Raw genomic sequence first — 15,770 nt, 5'->3', positions numbered from 1 at the left:
CTCCGCGCGGCGGGCGGCGGCCGGCCGCGAGGTCCGGGCCGATCCGCTGCTCAGGGCGCCTGTGTCGAGTGTCGGGTCCCCCTCCGCCGTGCGACAGTGGCCGGGAGGCCGGCCGTCCGCGGGCACCGGCCGGGACGGACAGGCGCGGGGAGGAACCGTCAGTGGGCACGACGAGCAGGGCGGACGTGGCGCGGCAGCAGGAGATCAACGGGCGGGTCAGCACCCTGCTCCAGCACGCGGCGTCGGTGATGGTGGTCCGGAAGGCGGACTGCCTGGCGCCGTTCGACCTCACCGTGACGCAGTACACCGCGATGCTGATGCTGCGGTGCAATCCCGGGTCGTCGAGTGCCCAACTCGCCCGCCTGTGCCGGGTCACGCCCCAGTCGATGAGCGTCGTGACCGCCGCCCTGGAGAAGCGCGGGTTGGCCCAGCGGACTCCCGCGGCGATCCACCCGCGGGTCATGGCGCTGACCCTGACCCGTCGGGGCGCCGCCCTGCTGGCCCGGGCCGACCTCGCCGCCCGTGAGGTCGACGCCCGCTACGAGGAGGAGTTCACCGCGGACGAACTCACCGCGCTGCGGCACCTGCTGGAGCGGGCCCGCCGGGTGCTCGACGACCCCGGGAAGTCCGCGCGGACGCCGTCCGACGAGTGACTTCCGACGGTCCGCGGCGCGCCACCGCGGAAATGTTAGGCGCGTCACTCGACCTCGTCCGGAAGTAGTGAAAACAGCGGATTCATAATTTTGTCCGTTAGTCGACGGCGGACGCGAAAGGGTGCCGCGAGAAGGCGGCTTCCTGTCACATTTACGCAACCTCGTTGACTGATTCGGCGAGGCCGAATAGAGCGTGCCTCGCCCGCCGTGCCGCCCGCCGGCGCGCGTACCAGCCCGCCGACCTGCGGATCCGCGCCCGCTCCCCCGGGCGATGACGGAGGCGGCGGCGGGCAGTGGCGCCAGCCGGGAAATTTGCGTCGTCAGTTGTCCCGGCGGCTCGACATGAGCCGGCGATATCGTGCGACGCGTTGCTCCATCGCATATGTGCGCTTCGTTCAATCATTCATCGCCGAGATGTCGACGACCTGACATTGCGTTTCCCCGTCCGTCCCGAGCAATTGATGTAGTGTGATTCGCGATCAGGATCCTGAGCGTGATCAGTTGACTGAGACGGGGGAGGACCTGTGTCGATGGATGAGGTCGCCATGGTGACGGATGACGAGGGTCGCTCGTGGCCGGTCAGGCAGGCGCAGCGCGCGGCCTTCGTGCTGGCCGACGACGACCGCGAGTGCCTGCGGGCGGTGGCGCGGGGGGTCGCCGCCCGGCACGCGAGCCGACCCTCGGGTCTGCACCTGGACGACGACGACCTGATGGTCGACTGCAAGTTGCGGATGCTGCGGGAGGGCCCGGAAGCGCTGGTGCGCGCGCTCACCCAGTTCCGCTACCGCAGCAACCCCGACGGGATGCTGCTGCTGCGCAACGTGCCGATCGACGACGTGCTGCCGCCCACTCCCGAGCAGGGCAACTACGACGGTGACTGGCAACGGCTCGAAGTCGCGACGATGACCCAGCTGGCGGTCATGAACATCCTCGGCGACGTGATCTCGTACGCCGACGAGAAGGCGGGCCGGATCATCCAGGACGTCGCGCCCGTGCTCGGCGCCGAGAAGCGGCAGGAGAACACCGGCAGCTGCTTCCTGGAGCTGCACACGGAGGACGGGTTCCACCCGCAGCGGCCACGTTTCATCAGCCTGCTCGCCCTCCGGCCGGACCACGAGCGGGTGGCGCTCACGCTGGCCAGTGGCATCCGCCGCGCACTCGCCGGGCTGGACGGCGGGACCCGGGAGGTGCTCACCCAGCCGATCTACCGGATCCGGTTGGCCAGCTCCTTCGTCGGCGAGCGGGAAGACGTCTACGCCGGGCCGGTCCCGGTACTCAGCGGGTCGCCCTTCGACCCGGAGCTGTGCGTCGACTTCCACGCGATGACCACTGAGGACCCGGAGGGCCGGCGCGCGCTGGCCAGCCTGCGCCGGGCGATGCTCACCAACCTGGTCGGCCATGTCCTCGAGGCCGGGGACCTGCTCATCGTCGACAACGACAAGGCGGTGCACGGTCGCACCGGCTTCGCCGCCCGGCACGACGGCCAGGACCGGTGGCTGCGCCGCTCCTTCGCCGTGCCCGACCTCCGCCGGTCGACCGCGGACCGGCTGCCGCGCTCGCACGTGCACCGGCGGATCTTCAAGTCCGGGACCGATCTGTCGCGCGCCGATCGGCGCCCCGCCTACAGCAACGACTAGACAAGGAACACATCACAATGACGACGAGATCGGAACGTCAGGGCCTGCTGCTCGTGGTCGTCGGCGCCTGCTTCCTCATGGTGATGATGGACAACACCATCCTCAATGTGGCGCTGCAGGCCATCCAACGGGACCTGCGGGCCGACAACTCCCAGCTCCAGTGGGCGGTCGACTCCTACATTCTGGTCTATGCCTCGCTGATGTTCACCGCCGGCGTGATCGCCGACCGGTGGGGGCGGCGGCGCACCCTCGCCGTCGGCCTTGCCGTGTTCGCCGTCGCCTCGGCGTTCTCGGCCTTCGCCGACAGCCCGGACGCCCTGATCCTGTGGCGTGCCGTGATGGGCATCGGAGGTGCGGTCGTGCCGCCGGCCACCCTGGCCATCATCAAACACGCGGTGCCCGAGGACGAGCACGGCAAGGCCATGGGGATCTGGGCGGCGCTCGGCGGGTTGTCCGTGGCGTTCGGCCCCATCCTCGGCGGCGCACTGCTGGAGCGGTTCTGGTGGGGCTCGGTCTTCCTGATCAACGTGCCGGTGGCGGCCGCCTGTCTGGCGCTGCTGTTCGTCGTGGCCAGGGAATCCCGGTCCACCGCCCGGTTCCACCTCGACCTGCCGGGTCTGCTGCTGTCCACCGCCGCGATCGCGGCGATCGTCTACGGGGTGATCCGGGCCGGCGAGGACAACGACTGGTTCGCGCCGGCGTCCGCCGGGATGGTGGCGCTCGGCCTCGCGCTGACCGTCGTGCTGATCCTGGTGGAGCGGCGCACCGCCCACCCGGTGCTCGACGTGAGCCTGTTCCGCAGCGCGCCGTTCGCGGGCGGCACCACCGCCGTGTCGCTCGCGTTCTTCGCCCTCACGGGCGGGACGTTCCTGCTGGTCTTCTACGTGCAGCTGGTGCTCGACCACACTCCGCTGGAGCTGGGCCTGATCCTGTTGCCGGTCGCGGTGGGCAGCGTGCTGTCGGCCGTCACCAGCGCCGGGATGGTGCGGCGCTACGGTTTCCGGCTCACCGTGAGCGGGGGCCTGGTGCTGCTGGCGGTGTCGTTCGGCGGCCTGCTCCTCGCCACCGCCACGTCACCGCTCTGGCGCCTGGAGGTGAGTCTCCTGGTGGCCGGCCTCGGCATGGGCTTCGTCATGGGCGCCACGACCACGCTGGCGATGTCCGCCGTGCCGACCCAGAAGGCGGGAGTCGGCGGCGCGGTGAACAACACGGTCCGGCAGGTCGGCGCGGCGCTCGGTGTCGCCGTGATGGGCTCGGTGCTGTCGATGGCCTACCGCGACCGGGCCGCCGAGGTCCTCGACGCGCTGCCGCCGGGGCAACGCGAGCGCGCCGGGGATTCCCTCGGGGCGACGCTGTTCGCCCTCGGCGGTCGATCCCCGGCGGGCGGTGCGCCCGGCGCGGAGGCGCTGGCGCTGGCGGACCGCGCGCGGGATGCGTTCGTGGACGCGATGCACGTGACCCTCGGGGTGGGCATCGCAGTGCTGCTCGTCGGCGCGCTGCTGGTGCTCGTCTGGGTTCCCTCGCGGCTCACGCCGCGGCCGGCGCCGCACGACCTGCCGATGGACTCCGCACTGACCGGGGAGACGCGATGACCGGGGCGGTGGTCGACCAGGACGTCAGCTCGCCGGAGGCGGCGCGAGCCCTGCCGCCCGAGGAGTTCCAGCGCATCTTCGTCGACCGCAACCGGGGTGTCGTGGACGCGGCGGACCAGGCTCGGATCTCCGCCGCCCGGATCCTCGTGGCCGGCTGCGGGTCGATCGGCGGCGCCGCAGTGGAGCCGCTGGTACGCCTCGGCTTCCGGTCGCTGGCGCTGGCCGACCCGGGCAGTTACGAGTTGACGAACCTCAACCGGCAGAACGCCACGGTCGACGACCTGGGCCGCAACAAGGCGGCCGTGGCGGCGGACCGTGCCCGGGCGATCAACCCGCACGTGGTGGTCGAGGTGGCCGCGGACGGGGTCACCGAGCAGACGGTGGACGCGCTCCTGGCCGGCGTCGACGTGGTCATCGACGGCGTCGACGTGACCACCCGCTCGGGGCTCACGGCGAAGGGCCTGCTGCACGAGCGGGCCCGGGCCCGCGGCCTGCCGCTGATGACCGGATGGGACATGTCGGGCACGCAGTACGTCCGGGTCTACGACTACCGACGGGAGCAGCGGCTCTTCGGGGGTGCGGTGACCCGGCAACAGCTCGACGAGATGCCGTTGTGGGAACTGCTCGCCCGACTGGTGCCCGCTCGCAAGGTGCCGCGGGACCTGGTCGGCCTGATCCGGGGCGGCCTGCATCGGGACGAGTTCACCTTCCCGCAGTTGGTGCAGGCGGCCGACATGTTCGGCGTCCTGGCGGCGACGCTCACCCTCCGCCTGGTGACCGGGCGACCGGTGCCCTCGTCGGCGACGGTCGACGTCCACCGTCTCGCCATGCCGTCCGGCGAGCGGCTGTGGGATCGGCTCCGCCAGCCGGTCGAGGTGGCCGGCCTGCTGCTCGCCATGACCCGCGGAGCCCGTCGCCGCCACTGAGCCGCCCGGCGCCCGTGCATCGCCCCCCTCCGGGGGCGAACGCTCCACCGCCGCCCTCTTCGGGGCAGCGCTCCACCGCCCCCTTCCGGGGCAGATACATCGATGTTTATCGATTCTAGGGGAGGAATCGCCATGTCCGTCTACCCAGACTCGTCCACCGCCTACGCGGTCTTCGGCGAGCTGTTCACGATTCTCGCCGCCGACGAGGAGTTCACCGAGCGGCTGCGGGACGCCGACCTGACCCTCCGTCTGGTGCAGACCAAGCCGGACTGCGTCATCCACGTCACGCCGGACCAGGTCCGTCTCGGCGACGACGCGCCCGAGGACGCCTCCGTGACCATCAAGATGAGCTGCGACACCGCCCACCGGCTGTGGTCGGGCACCCTGCTGATGCCCGCGGCCGTCGCCCTCGGCAAGGTGCGCATCAAGGGCAAGGTGGCCAAGGTCCTCGAACTGGTGCCGATCCTGCAGCCCGCCTTCGACCGCTACCCGCAGCTCGTCGCGGCGCAGGGCCTCGTGGACGGGGCCGCGAAGTGACGGCGACCACCGTGCGGGCGGAGCCGGCCGAGACGGACCTGAACTTCGACCAGATCCCCCCGTCGGTGCAGCGGTTCGTGGACGAGGTCCGCGATTTTGCCCAGGGGGTTCTCGCGCCGCGCGCCGTGCAACTCGACCAGCAGGCCGCCGAGGAGTTCGACTGGGAGGTCATCCAGGCCGGGCACGACATCGGGCTGACGCGCGCGCTGCTTCCCCGCGAGTTGGGCGGGCTGGGGGTCGGGGTGCTCGGCCTGGCCATGGCCATGGAGGAACTGGCCGCGGCCGACCCGGGCATCGCCCTGGCGTTCGGGGCCACCATGCTCGGTCAGACCCCCGTCCTGCTCACCGGCGACCCCGACCTGCAGCAGCGCTACCTGTCCGACTTCGCCGGGCCGCGGGCGGTCCTGGCCTGCAACGCGGTCGCCGAGGAGGAGGCGGGCAGCGACCTGGTCATCCCGCAGCACTTCCCGGACGCCCGGATGCGCACCACGCTGCGCCGTGACGGGGACGGCTACCGGCTCAACGGTCACAAGCGGTTCATCACCAACGGCGCCGTGGCGACCTTCTCGGCCGTCTACGCCAACCTCGAAGGTCACCCGGGCGCCACCGGCCTGACCTGCGTCATCGTGCCGCTCGACGCGCCCGGGGTGCGCCGCGGCGACGTGCTGGACAAGATGGGCTACCGCAACTGCCTCGGCAGCGAGCTGTGGTTCGACGACGTCCACGTGCCGGCGCGCGACGTGGTCGGCGGCGAGTGCCAGGGCGCCGCCATCAACGTGGCGCAGGGCAACATGGCCCGGTCCTCCGTCGCGGCGATCTCGACCGGCATCGCCCGGCACGCGCTCGACATGGCGGTGCACTGGGCCGGCGAGCGCGTGCAGGGCGGCAAGCTGCTCCACGAACACCAGATGACCGCGCGCCGCCTGGCCGACATGGCCGTCGACGTCGACGCCGCGCGGCTGCTCTACCAGCGTGCCGCCGTCAAGGTCGACACGCAGTTGCCCGCGCCCGAGCGGGAGCCGGCGATGGCGAAGCTCTTCGCCGACCGGGTGGCCGTCGAGACGGCGAGCACCGCCGTCGCGCTCATGGGCTCTCGCGGCTACATGCGGTCCTACGGCCTGGAGAAGGTCCTCCGCGACTCGTTCGGCACCCGGATCTTCGAGGGCACGCCCGAGGCGCTGGCGTTGGCGATCACCGACTGCCTCTACCGGGACGACGACGATGACGACTTCTAAACTCACCGCGCTCCCGGGCGACCAGCACCGGGAGGGACCGCTGGACCTCACGTACGCGCGGGCACTGGTCGCCCTGCACCGTTCCCTGCGCTACCCGGACCTCGCGACGACGGTCGGCACGGCCGCGCTCTGCCGGGTCGAGCAGCTGGGCGACGGACTCACCACCGTGGCGTTCAGCTCCGACGCCGTGGAGGAACGCCACCTGCGGGCCGTGTTCGGGTTCCGGCTGGCCGAGTTCATCGACCTGTCGATGATGAGTTCGCGCACCGCGCGGGAGACCGCGTTGCTGGCGGAGCCGCCGGACTCGACGGTCGTCCACACCGTGTGCCTGGACGCCGACGGCCGGATCCTCGGCTACGTCGGCCTGCTCGGCTCGCGGGACGTGCTGCCGCGACGGCTGGACGACCCGGCCCGGAGCCGCTTCCCGGTCGAGGCCGCCCACGGCGTGGACCTGCTCGCCCCGTTCGCCGAGCGGGGGCTGACCACGCAGCAGGTCTTCGAGATCAAGCGGTTCGTGCGGGCCGGTGACGTGCCCGCCGGCCAGATGCGGGACCGGGTGCCCTGGCACCTGATCCTCGCGTTGGGCCGGTCGGTGCTGGCGATGGGCCGGCCGCTGCTCATCGGCGACAGCCGCGAGAACGGCGCCCTGCGCCACCTCCGGCTCATCGGGTTCGATCCGCTGGTCATCCCGGACACGAGGCCCCGGCTGCCGCACACGTCGCTGATGTGGTCGAGCTACCTGGTGCCGGTGCCGGCGGTGCCGTTCGCCAGCCTGGTGCCGGAGGACCTCGGTGCCTATCTCGACGCCATCGAGGAAGGGCTCGCCGGCGCCCACGACGAGTCCTGGCAACGAGGGCTGGTGGCGCGACTGTCCGCCAGCCGGCGCGGTCGCCGCCAGGCCGAGTCGGGGGAGGTGGTCTCGTGACCGCGCTGCACGAGCTGTCCGCGATCGAGTGCGCCCGGCTGATCCGGGCCGGGTCGGTGACGTCGGTCGAGGTGACCGAGCACCACCTGGACCGGGTCCGGCGGCTGGACCCGCAGCTGGGCGCCTTCGTGACGGTCACCGGGGACCTCGCGCTCCGGCAGGCCGAGGAGGCCGACGCGGTGCTCCGCGCGGTGGGTCCGGGCAACGTCAGCGCACTGCACGGGGTGCCGATCGCGCTGAAGGACAACCTCGACGTCGAGGACGTGCTCACCGGGTGGGGCTCGGCGGAGCGGGACGACGAGGCGGTGGGCGACGACAACGTGGTGGCCCGGTTACGGCGGGCCCACCTGCCCATCCTGGGCAAGACGCACCTGCCCGAGTTCGCCCTGCCCTGCTACACCGAGAATCTCGTGGGCGGGGACACGGCGAACCCGTGGCGTTCCGCCTTCTCACCGGGCGGCTCCAGCGGCGGTTCGGCCGCGGCGGTCAGCGCGGGCCTGGCGCCGCTGGCGCTCGGCACCGACGCGGGCGGCTCGGTGCGCATCCCGGCCTCCTGCTGTGGGCTCGTGGGGGTGCGCCCCAGCAACGGCGCCGTGAGCAACGGGCCCTCGGACCCCGCGCCCACCGGCCTGTCCGTGCCGGGCGTGCTGGCCCGGGACGCGCTCGACGCGTCCGCCCTGCTGGACGTGATCGCCGGCGCCATGGCGGGTGACCTGACCGCCGCTCGGTCGTGGCGCGACCCGGGGCGGCGTCTGCGGATCGGGTTGACCACCGACCCGATGGTGCCGGACCTGGCGGTGGCGGAGGAGTGCGCGGCCGCCGCGGAGAAGCTGGCCGTGAGCCTGCAGGAGTCCGGGCACGAGCTGGTCCGGGTGGACCTGGGCCAGGACGTGGCGGTGGCCGCGGCCTTCCGGGACGTGTGGTCGGTGGTCGCCACCTCCTTCGAGGTCGACGACGAGGGCAACCTCGCCCCATTCACCCGCTGGCTGCGCGAGCAGGGGCGGGGGGTGAGCGGCGCACGCCTGCACGAGTGCCTGACCCTGTTCCGCGGCGTGGCCCGGATGTTGGAGGACATGGTCTTCGGCACGGTGGACCTGCTGGTCACACCGACGCTTGGGCTGCCACCGCAGGCGCGCGGGGCGTTTCGCCGCGTACGCGACGAGGAGGAGAACTTCCAGGCCATGACGCGGTTCATGCCGTTCACGCCGATGTACAACATCGCCGGGATGCCGGCGGTCAGCGTGCCGGTCAGCGTGGTGGACGGGCTGCCCGTCGGCGCGATGCTCGGCGGCCCGTACGGCAGCGAGCGGCGGATCCTGCGCGAGGTGGCCGAAGTGCAGGCCCGGGCGGGCGCCACGACCGGGCTCGCACCGGGGTGGGCGTGACGGGGCCGGTGGCCGGCGGGGCCGTGCTGCTGCACGGGTTCGCCGGCTCCCCGTCGAGCATGCACCCCTTCGCCCGGGCACTGGCGCCGCACGTGCGCCGGGTGGCGGTGCCGGTGCTCCGGGGCCATGACACCCGCTGGTCGGATCTGCGGGCGGTGAGCTGGCGGGACTGGTGCGACGACGCGCGTGCCGCCGTCGACGACGTGGCGGCGGCCGGCCCGGTGGCCGTCGTCGGTCTCTCCATGGGCGGAGCGTTGGCGCTCCGGCTGGCGGCCACGCATCCCGCCGTGAGTCACGTCGTCCTGGTCAATCCGTCGATCACGATGAAGAATCCCCTGCTGCCGTTGCTGCCGGTGCTCCGGCACGTGGTGCCCAGCATCGCCAACGAGCGGCCGCAGGTGCGGGACCCGTCGGTCCGGTACGCGGGCTACCGCCGCATCCCCCTCGCCGCCGTGCAGCAGATGACCCGGCTGTGGGCGGACGTGCGGCCACGGCTGCCGGCGGTCACGCAGCCGATCAGGGTGTTCCGTTCGCTGGCCGACGGGCCGGCCGGCCTGCGCTCGGTGGAGGTGATCCGGCAAGGGGTCCGCTCCGCGGACCTGGTGGAGGTTCCGCTCGCCCGGAGCGGGCACGTCGCGACCCTGGACCACGACGCCGAGCTGATCTTCGCGCACTCCACGGCGTTCCTCACCGGCCGCCCCGCTCCGCCGGCCGTCCGCCCCGGCTGATCCGCCGGACGGGCCGGCCCGGAGACGGCCCGGGCCGGCCGGCGGGCGCGTCCGCAGACCCGCGGAAACGGGCATCCGCCGCCCGGCCCGGGCGCGACGGGCCGCGACGGTAGCATCTGGGGGTCCTACCTGACTGCCTGGACGGAGGCGTACGGAGCAGCATGCTCGACATGGAGTTGATCCGGAAGGATCGCGAGGCGGTGGCGACCGCGCTGGCGAAGCGTCTGGATCCCGCCGAGGTCAACCGGGCGCTGGACGAGATCCAGCGGCTCGACCAGGAACGCCGCGCCCTCATCACGGAGATCGACGCCGAGCGGCAGCGCCGCAAGGCCGAGGCGCGCGCGTACGCGGAGGCGAAGCGGTCCGGCGCCACGCCGGAGCCGGTCGCGCCGGAGGCCGAGCGCAAGCAGCTCGCCGAGCTGGAGTCCCAGCTGGACGAGGTGCAGTCCCGGCTGCGCAGCACCATGAGCGAGCTGCCCAACCTGCCCGCCGACGACGTGGTCGCCGGTGGCAAGGAGGCCAACCGGGTGGTGCGCACCTTCGGCGAGCCGCCGGCCGTCGAGAAGGTCCGGGACCACGTGGAGCTGAGCAAGGCGCTCGGCCTGGTCGACCACGAGCGCGGGGTGAAGCTCGGCGGCTCCGGCTTCTGGATGTACACGGGCCTCGGGGCCCGGCTGGAGTGGGCGCTGGTCAACTGGCTGATCGAGCAGAACATCCAGGCCGGCTACGAGTTCCTGCTCCCGCCGCACCTGCTGCTGGACAGCGCCGGCTTCGCGGCCGGCCAGTTCCCGAAGTTCTACGACGACGTCTACCACCTGGACAAGCAGTCCGCCCCGCGCGGCCAGTTCCTGCTGCCCACCGCGGAGACGGCGATCCTCGGCGCGTTCCAGGACGAGATCCTGGAGACCGCGAAGCTGCCGCTGAAGGCGTTCGCCTACACGCCGTGCTACCGCCGGGAGGCGGCCGGCTCGCACTCCGACGAGCGCGGCACGGTGCGCGGCCACCAGTTCAACAAGGTGGAGATCTTCCAGTTCACGCTGCCCGAGCAGTCGGGCGCGGCGCTGGAGGCCATGGTCGGCCACGTCGAGGGCCTGGTCGAGAAGCTGGGCCTGCACTTCCAGACCAGCCTGCTGGCGGCCGGCGACTCCAGCGCCGCCATGAAGAAGACCCTCGACGTCGAGGTCTGGATGCCGAGCACCGGCAAGTACAAGGAGGTGTCGTCGGTCTCCTGGGGCGGCGACTACCAGGCCCGCCGGGCGGCCATCCGCTACCGGGAGCCGGGCGGCAAGCAGACCCGTTTCGTGCACACCCTCAACGGGTCGGCGCTGGCCACCAGCCGGCTGTTCCCGGCCATCCTGGAGCAGTTCCAGCAGGCCGACGGCTCGGTCGTGGTGCCGGAGGTGCTCCGCGACAAGCTCGGCACGGACCGGCTCACCCCGGTCCGCTGACCGCCTGGCGCGCGGCGGGGGTCGGCTCGTCCGGCCCCCGCCGTCGTCTCCACCACAGGCCGGCCGCCAGCAACAGCACCAGCACGGCCGCGAGCAGGGCCGGGCCGGCCGCGTCCACCGCGCGGACCAGGGCCTGCTGCACGCGGGCCGCCGCCACCACGACCGGGTCGCCGAAGGCGTCGTGGCGGCCCCGGGCGAGGCGCACCTCGTACCAGCCGTACCAGGCGACGTAGCCGCCGGCGACCAGCAGCACCAGGCCGCTGAGGCGGGGCACCCACGCGCCCGCGCCGCGCAGCCCGGCCACCAGCCGGCCGCGCAGCAGCGCCACCCCGAGCGCGGCCACCCCGACCACCAGCCCCATCCCGATCGCGTACGCGCCGAAGAGCGCCAGCCCGCGCAGCGGCGAGCCGGCCCGCAGGCTGGTCACCACGATCGCCAGGAACGGCGCGATGGAGCAGGTCAGCGAGGTCAGCGCGTACGCCGCCCCGAACAGGACCATGGCCGGCCAGGTGCGGGTGAGCCGGGGCGCCCGGGCGAACGGTCGCGGGGTGGGCAGCCGCCGGCCGGCGAGCAGCCAGCAGCCGGCCAGCGCCAGCAGCACGCCGAGGATCACGGTCAGCCAGGGCAGGCGGGGGCGCAGCCAGTCGGCGAGCGGTGCGACGGCCAGCCCGAAGGCGCCGAAGACCAGCGCGTACCCGAGGGTCAGCCCGGCCGTGGCGGTGAGCGCGCGGCCGACCGCGCCGCGACCGTCGGCGGGGCCGGCGACGAGCAGCGACAGGTACGCGGGCAGCATGGCGAAGCCGCACGGGTTGACCGCGGCGAGCATGCCCGCGGTCAGCGCGAGCAGCAGCCCGCCGGTCATCCCCGGGCCAGCGCGTCGACCTGCCGGGTGAGGGACTCGCCGTCCAGGAAGCCCTGGTGGACGACGCGGCCGTCGCGGTCCACGACCACGAAGGTGCTCTGCTCGACCACCTCGAACCGGCGCCACAGCGCGCCGGACCGGTCGTCGAGCTGCGGGGTGCCGGCCAGCTCGAACTCGCTGACGAACTCCTTCATGGCCTTCTGCTCGCCCAGCCCGGCGACGCCGACGATCGGCACGGTGTCCCGGTATTTCGGGGCGATCTCGGCGACCGTCCAGGCCTGGCTGGCGCAGGTGGCGCACCAGGGCGCCCAGAACCACAGCACCACCGGCTTCCCGGCCAGGGCGGCGGCGGAGAACGCCGTACCGTCGAGGGTCTTCGCCGTGAAGGACAGCGTCTCCGGCACCCGGGCCGGGACCACCGGGGCGGCCGGCGACGCGGACGCGGTCGGCGCGGGGGCCACCGCGCCGACCGGGGTGGCCCGCTCCGGCCCGACCGCGCAGGACGCTGCGCCGGGCAGCGTGGCGGCCAGCAGGGCGGCGGTGACCAGTCGACGGGCGGTACGTGGGCGCATCCGCGTCTCCTCCGGGTTGGGCTACTCGGCCTTGACCAGCCGGAGCGCGAGTTCGGGACAGACCTTGACCGCCTTGAGGGCGCCCTCCCGCAGCCAGGTCGGCACCGGGGTGGGGGGAAAGGCGGGGTAACCGTTGCCGTCGAGCCGGATGAAGTCCGGCACCACGTGGGCACAGAGGCCGTGCCCGTCGCAGCGGGACCAGTCGAGGGTGAGCATGCGCGGGTTGGCGTCGGGCGCGCCGGGCAGCCCCATGACGCCCTTGACCCGCTTGCCGCAGCCCTCGCCGGTGGCGTGCAGCCGCAGGTCCTCGGCGAACACCTCCATGGCGGAGAGCGCGAACCGGGCCGTGCCGTCGGGGTGGCTGCACGCCCCGCGCCCCTTCACGTCGCCGGCCGCGGCGCGGACCACCTCGACCGGCGCGCTGCCGGAGACGGCCAGGTCGACGGCGCGGGCCAGGTCGGGCAGGCCCATCTTGCACGGGCCGCACTGCCCGGCGGACTCGCCGGCCAGGTAGCGGACCACCTGGGCGGCCTCGCCGAGCGGGCAGGTGTCCCGGGGCAGCGGCACGATGATGCCGGCGCCCAGGGTGCCGCCGACCGCGGCGAGGCCCTTGCGGGAGACCTCGGCCCGGTCCGCCGCCTCCGGGGTGATCCACTTGCCGTGGTAGCCGCCCATGAGGATGCCCGGCCCATCGGGCACCTCGCAGAGCTCCAGGATCTCCCGCAGCGGCGTGCCGGCCGCGCACTCCACCACGGCCGGCCGCTTCGCCGCTCCGGTGACGGTGAGCAGCACGGTGCCCGGCTCGTCGTCCGTGCCGAGCGCGGCGTACTCGTACGGGCCGATCCGAGCGGCGACCGCGAGCTGGGCGTACGTCTCGGCGTTGGAGAGCAGGGTCGGCAGGTTGTTCACCCCGGAGTCGCTGGACCTCTTCTTGGTGCCCGGCGGGATGTGCGGCAGCCCGTTGATCCCGTTGACCAGGGCGCCGCCCTCGCCGGAGATGAACCGGTGCGGCACGGTGACGATGGTGGTCGGCACCGGCATCCGCCGCTCCTGCAACGCCTCGGTGAGCGAGGGCCGGCCCACGTCGTCGTCGGCCACCCCGATCACGATCTCCTCGGCGTCCAGCGCGTACGCGGCCAGCGCGGCGCCGTCGAGGATGAGGTGCGGGGCCCGGGTGAGCAGCACCTTGTCCTTCCAGCTCGCCGGCTCCCCCTCGGAGGCGTTGACCACCACCACGGCGGCGAGGTCCTGCCGCTCGCAGGACTCCAGCACCGCGCGCAGCTTGCGGGCGAACGGGAAGCCGGCCCCGCCCTTGCCCTTCAGGTCGATCGCCTCGGCGAGCCGGAGCAGGGCGGCCGGCTCCACGGGCCCGATGGGGCCGTGCACCTCCTCGTGTGCGAGCAGGTCGAGTCTCCCGAACTCGGCGAAGCCGGCGGTGAGCCGGGGCTCGCCGACGCAGGCCACCGGCGGCACGGTCGTCCGCATCACTTGGCCTCACCCCGCAGCCCGGCCCAGTACGCCCCGTCTACCGCGTCGGCGTTGGCGTTGGCCCGCTTGCGCCGGCTCGACCGGCTCTCGCCGGAGGCCTTCCGGGCCCGCCGGGAGGCCAGGTCGACCAGGGTCGGGGTGTCGTCGACGAACGCGTCGTCGGGGGCGTAGCGGGCCGGCGGGCGCCAGTAGTCCGGCTCCTCCGGCAGGTCCTCCTCGATGCTGTGCCGGCCGCTGTCGCTGCGCGGCGCCGACGAGATCGGACCGGCCGAGATCGGGCCGGCCGAGATCGGCTCGCCGGAGACGGGCCGGCTCTCCCAGCGGCGCGGGCTGTCCCACGGCTCCTCCGGCTGGTCGGTCCGGCGGGGCGGGGCCGAGTAGCGGGTGGCGTCGGGTGGGGTGGAGTAGCGGCCGCCGGTGTCCGGCGGGGCCGAGTGGCGGCCTCCGCTCTCCGGCGGGGCCGAGTAGCGGGCGGCGGCGTCGGCGTCGGCGCGGGACCGGCGGGGGGTCCGCTCCTCCTCGTCCCGGTAGCGGCGGGGGGCCCGCTCGTCCTCGCGGCGCCGGGCGACCGCCTCGCGCTCCTCGCGCCGCGCCACCTCGCGCTCCTCGCGCCGCCGGGCGGCGGGCGCGGGCTCCGCCTCGCGGCGGCGGGCCGGGGAGACGGGCGCCTCGGCGCGCCGCCGGCTGGCCCCCGCGCGGACCGGCTCGCGGAGCGTCCCGGGCTCCGGCACCACGGGTACGGCGAACCGTTCGGGGTCGCGGCGCCGGGCGGTGCCGGCCGGCGCGGTCCAGGTGGCGGTGGCCTCGGCCCAGCCGCCCTCGCGGCCCCGGGCGGACCGGCTCTCCTCCTTGGCGGCGCCCCGGCGCCGGGCCAGCCCGGCGAGCAGGCCCGTGCGCTCCTCCCCCTTGCCGGCCATGGCCTGGTTCAGCGCGGCGGCCTGGTGCTGCTCCCGGCTGCGCTTGCCGAGGTGGACGGAGAGGCGGACGAGCAGGGCCACCACCACCAGCAGCACGCAGGCCAGGTAGCTCAGCACCACCCACGTCTTCGCCGCCCGGCCGGCGTTGAGCCCGTGCAGCAGCGCGAACGGCCAGGAGACGTACGCCATCGAGTGCAGGGAGCGCCACATCCACTTCGGACCGACGCCGGCGAACCGGACCCGGACGATGCCGGTCCAGAGCACGCCGACCATCAGCAGCGCGGCCACGGTGCCCAGCCCGACGTAGAGGCCCCGGCCGGCGACGAACGGCACCAGCGCGTCGGTCGGCCCGGCCCGCCCGATCGCGACCTTGGTGATCACGTGGCAGGCCAGCCCGGCCACGCCGAGGACGCCGGTGGCCCGGTGCGCCGACTGGAGCAGCACCCGGTGCCGGATGAGCAGCACCAGCCGGTCGGTGGCGAGCAGGCCCATCATCACGGTGAGGCTGAGCGAGACCAGGGTGACCACCCCGGCGAAGAACTCGGTGAAGAAGAATCCGTACGAGTACATGACGCTGCCGGCGCCGGCCAGCTCGAGGCCGGCCCACGCGACGGCGAGCGCGGACGCGGTGAGCGCCACCATCGCGGATTTCGACATCGTCCGGGCACCACGGCTGGTGGTGGCGGTCCGGACGGTCGTCGCCTTCTCGTTCTGCTGTGCCCGGGCCATCTGCTCCTCGATCGTCTCGCGGCGGCGCCCCCACCGACCGACCCTGCTCCCCTCTCCAGTACGGACGGACGGCACGGGCGGATCACCTCCGGTGGCGAATTTCTCCGCCGATCCGTCGAACCGTCCGGCCCCGGGG

Annotated in this window: 14 protein-coding genes; 10 read left to right on the top strand and 4 right to left on the bottom strand. The window is 73.7% G+C overall.

All coding sequences use genetic code 11. From position 1 onward, the window contains the following. Window positions 1-161 precede the first annotated feature (161 nt). The 10 genes from ABZS80_RS20810 (at window position 162) to serS (ending at window position 11,066) form a co-directional block, all read left to right on the top strand. The gene (locus ABZS80_RS20810; protein ID WP_355058113.1) at window positions 162-653 is read left to right on the top strand and encodes a MarR family transcriptional regulator; all 492 of its coding nucleotides are present in this window, start codon (window positions 162-164) and stop codon (window positions 651-653) included. 530 nt (window positions 654-1,183) lie between these two features. Continuing rightward, window positions 1,184-2,290 (top strand): TauD/TfdA family dioxygenase, encoded by a 1,107-nt coding sequence (locus tag ABZS80_RS20805; protein ID WP_225853925.1) that lies wholly within the window; start codon window positions 1,184-1,186, stop codon window positions 2,288-2,290. A 17-nt stretch (window positions 2,291-2,307) separates the two neighbouring features. After that, window positions 2,308-3,882, top strand: coding sequence for an MFS transporter (locus ABZS80_RS20800; protein ID WP_355058110.1), 1,575 nt, complete (start codon window positions 2,308-2,310; stop codon window positions 3,880-3,882). Then, entirely contained in the window at window positions 3,879-4,808 is a 930-nt protein-coding gene (locus ABZS80_RS20795; protein WP_355058108.1) for a ThiF family adenylyltransferase, read from the top strand. The genes ABZS80_RS20800 and ABZS80_RS20795 overlap by 4 nt, the downstream gene beginning before the upstream one ends. Before the next feature lie 132 nt (window positions 4,809-4,940). Beyond that, the gene (locus ABZS80_RS20790) at window positions 4,941-5,345 is read left to right on the top strand and encodes an SCP2 sterol-binding domain-containing protein (protein ID WP_355058106.1); all 405 of its coding nucleotides are present in this window, start codon (window positions 4,941-4,943) and stop codon (window positions 5,343-5,345) included. Beyond that, window positions 5,342-6,580, top strand: a complete 1,239-nt coding sequence (locus ABZS80_RS20785; protein ID WP_355058104.1) for an acyl-CoA dehydrogenase family protein — start codon at window positions 5,342-5,344, stop codon at window positions 6,578-6,580. The genes ABZS80_RS20790 and ABZS80_RS20785 overlap by 4 nt, the downstream gene beginning before the upstream one ends. After that, window positions 6,567-7,505, top strand: coding sequence for a hypothetical protein (locus tag ABZS80_RS20780; protein WP_355058102.1), 939 nt, complete (start codon window positions 6,567-6,569; stop codon window positions 7,503-7,505). The genes ABZS80_RS20785 and ABZS80_RS20780 overlap by 14 nt, the downstream gene beginning before the upstream one ends. Continuing rightward, entirely contained in the window at window positions 7,502-8,890 is a 1,389-nt protein-coding gene (locus tag ABZS80_RS20775) for an amidase (protein ID WP_355058101.1), read from the top strand. Before ABZS80_RS20780 ends, ABZS80_RS20775 begins: the two co-directional genes overlap by 4 nt. Beyond that, complete coding sequence (locus tag ABZS80_RS20770; protein WP_355058099.1) at window positions 8,887-9,618, top strand: alpha/beta fold hydrolase; 732 nt, start codon at window positions 8,887-8,889, stop codon at window positions 9,616-9,618. Before ABZS80_RS20775 ends, ABZS80_RS20770 begins: the two co-directional genes overlap by 4 nt. Before the next feature lie 161 nt (window positions 9,619-9,779). After that, window positions 9,780-11,066, top strand: coding sequence for a serine--tRNA ligase (gene serS, locus ABZS80_RS20765; protein ID WP_355058097.1), 1,287 nt, complete (start codon window positions 9,780-9,782; stop codon window positions 11,064-11,066). Here serS and ABZS80_RS20760 read toward each other — a convergent pair. From ABZS80_RS20760 to ABZS80_RS20745, 4 genes are read right to left on the bottom strand one after another with little or no spacing between them, the layout of a single operon-like run. After that, complete coding sequence (locus ABZS80_RS20760; RefSeq protein WP_355058095.1) at window positions 11,050-11,928, bottom strand: cytochrome c biogenesis CcdA family protein; 879 nt, start codon at window positions 11,926-11,928, stop codon at window positions 11,050-11,052. The two genes, serS and ABZS80_RS20760, sit on opposite strands and share 17 nt — an antisense overlap. Continuing rightward, complete coding sequence (locus ABZS80_RS20755) at window positions 11,925-12,500, bottom strand: redoxin domain-containing protein (RefSeq protein ID WP_355058093.1); 576 nt, start codon at window positions 12,498-12,500, stop codon at window positions 11,925-11,927. The genes ABZS80_RS20760 and ABZS80_RS20755 overlap by 4 nt, the downstream gene beginning before the upstream one ends. A gap of 21 nt (window positions 12,501-12,521) precedes the next feature. After that, window positions 12,522-13,988 carry an NADH-ubiquinone oxidoreductase-F iron-sulfur binding region domain-containing protein gene (locus ABZS80_RS20750; protein WP_355058091.1) on the bottom strand — a complete coding sequence of 489 codons (1,467 nt, stop codon included), beginning with the start codon at window positions 13,986-13,988 and terminating at the stop codon, window positions 12,522-12,524. Then, entirely contained in the window at window positions 13,985-15,634 is a 1,650-nt protein-coding gene (locus ABZS80_RS20745; RefSeq protein WP_355058089.1) for a hypothetical protein, read from the bottom strand. Before ABZS80_RS20745 ends, ABZS80_RS20750 begins: the two co-directional genes overlap by 4 nt. Window positions 15,635-15,770 lie beyond the last annotated feature (136 nt).

This window comes from Micromonospora sp. NPDC005305 (assembly GCF_040607315.1).
Classification (GTDB): Bacteria; Actinomycetota; Actinomycetes; order Mycobacteriales; family Micromonosporaceae; genus Micromonospora.
This window is presented reverse-complemented; position numbering and strand designations above follow the sequence as displayed.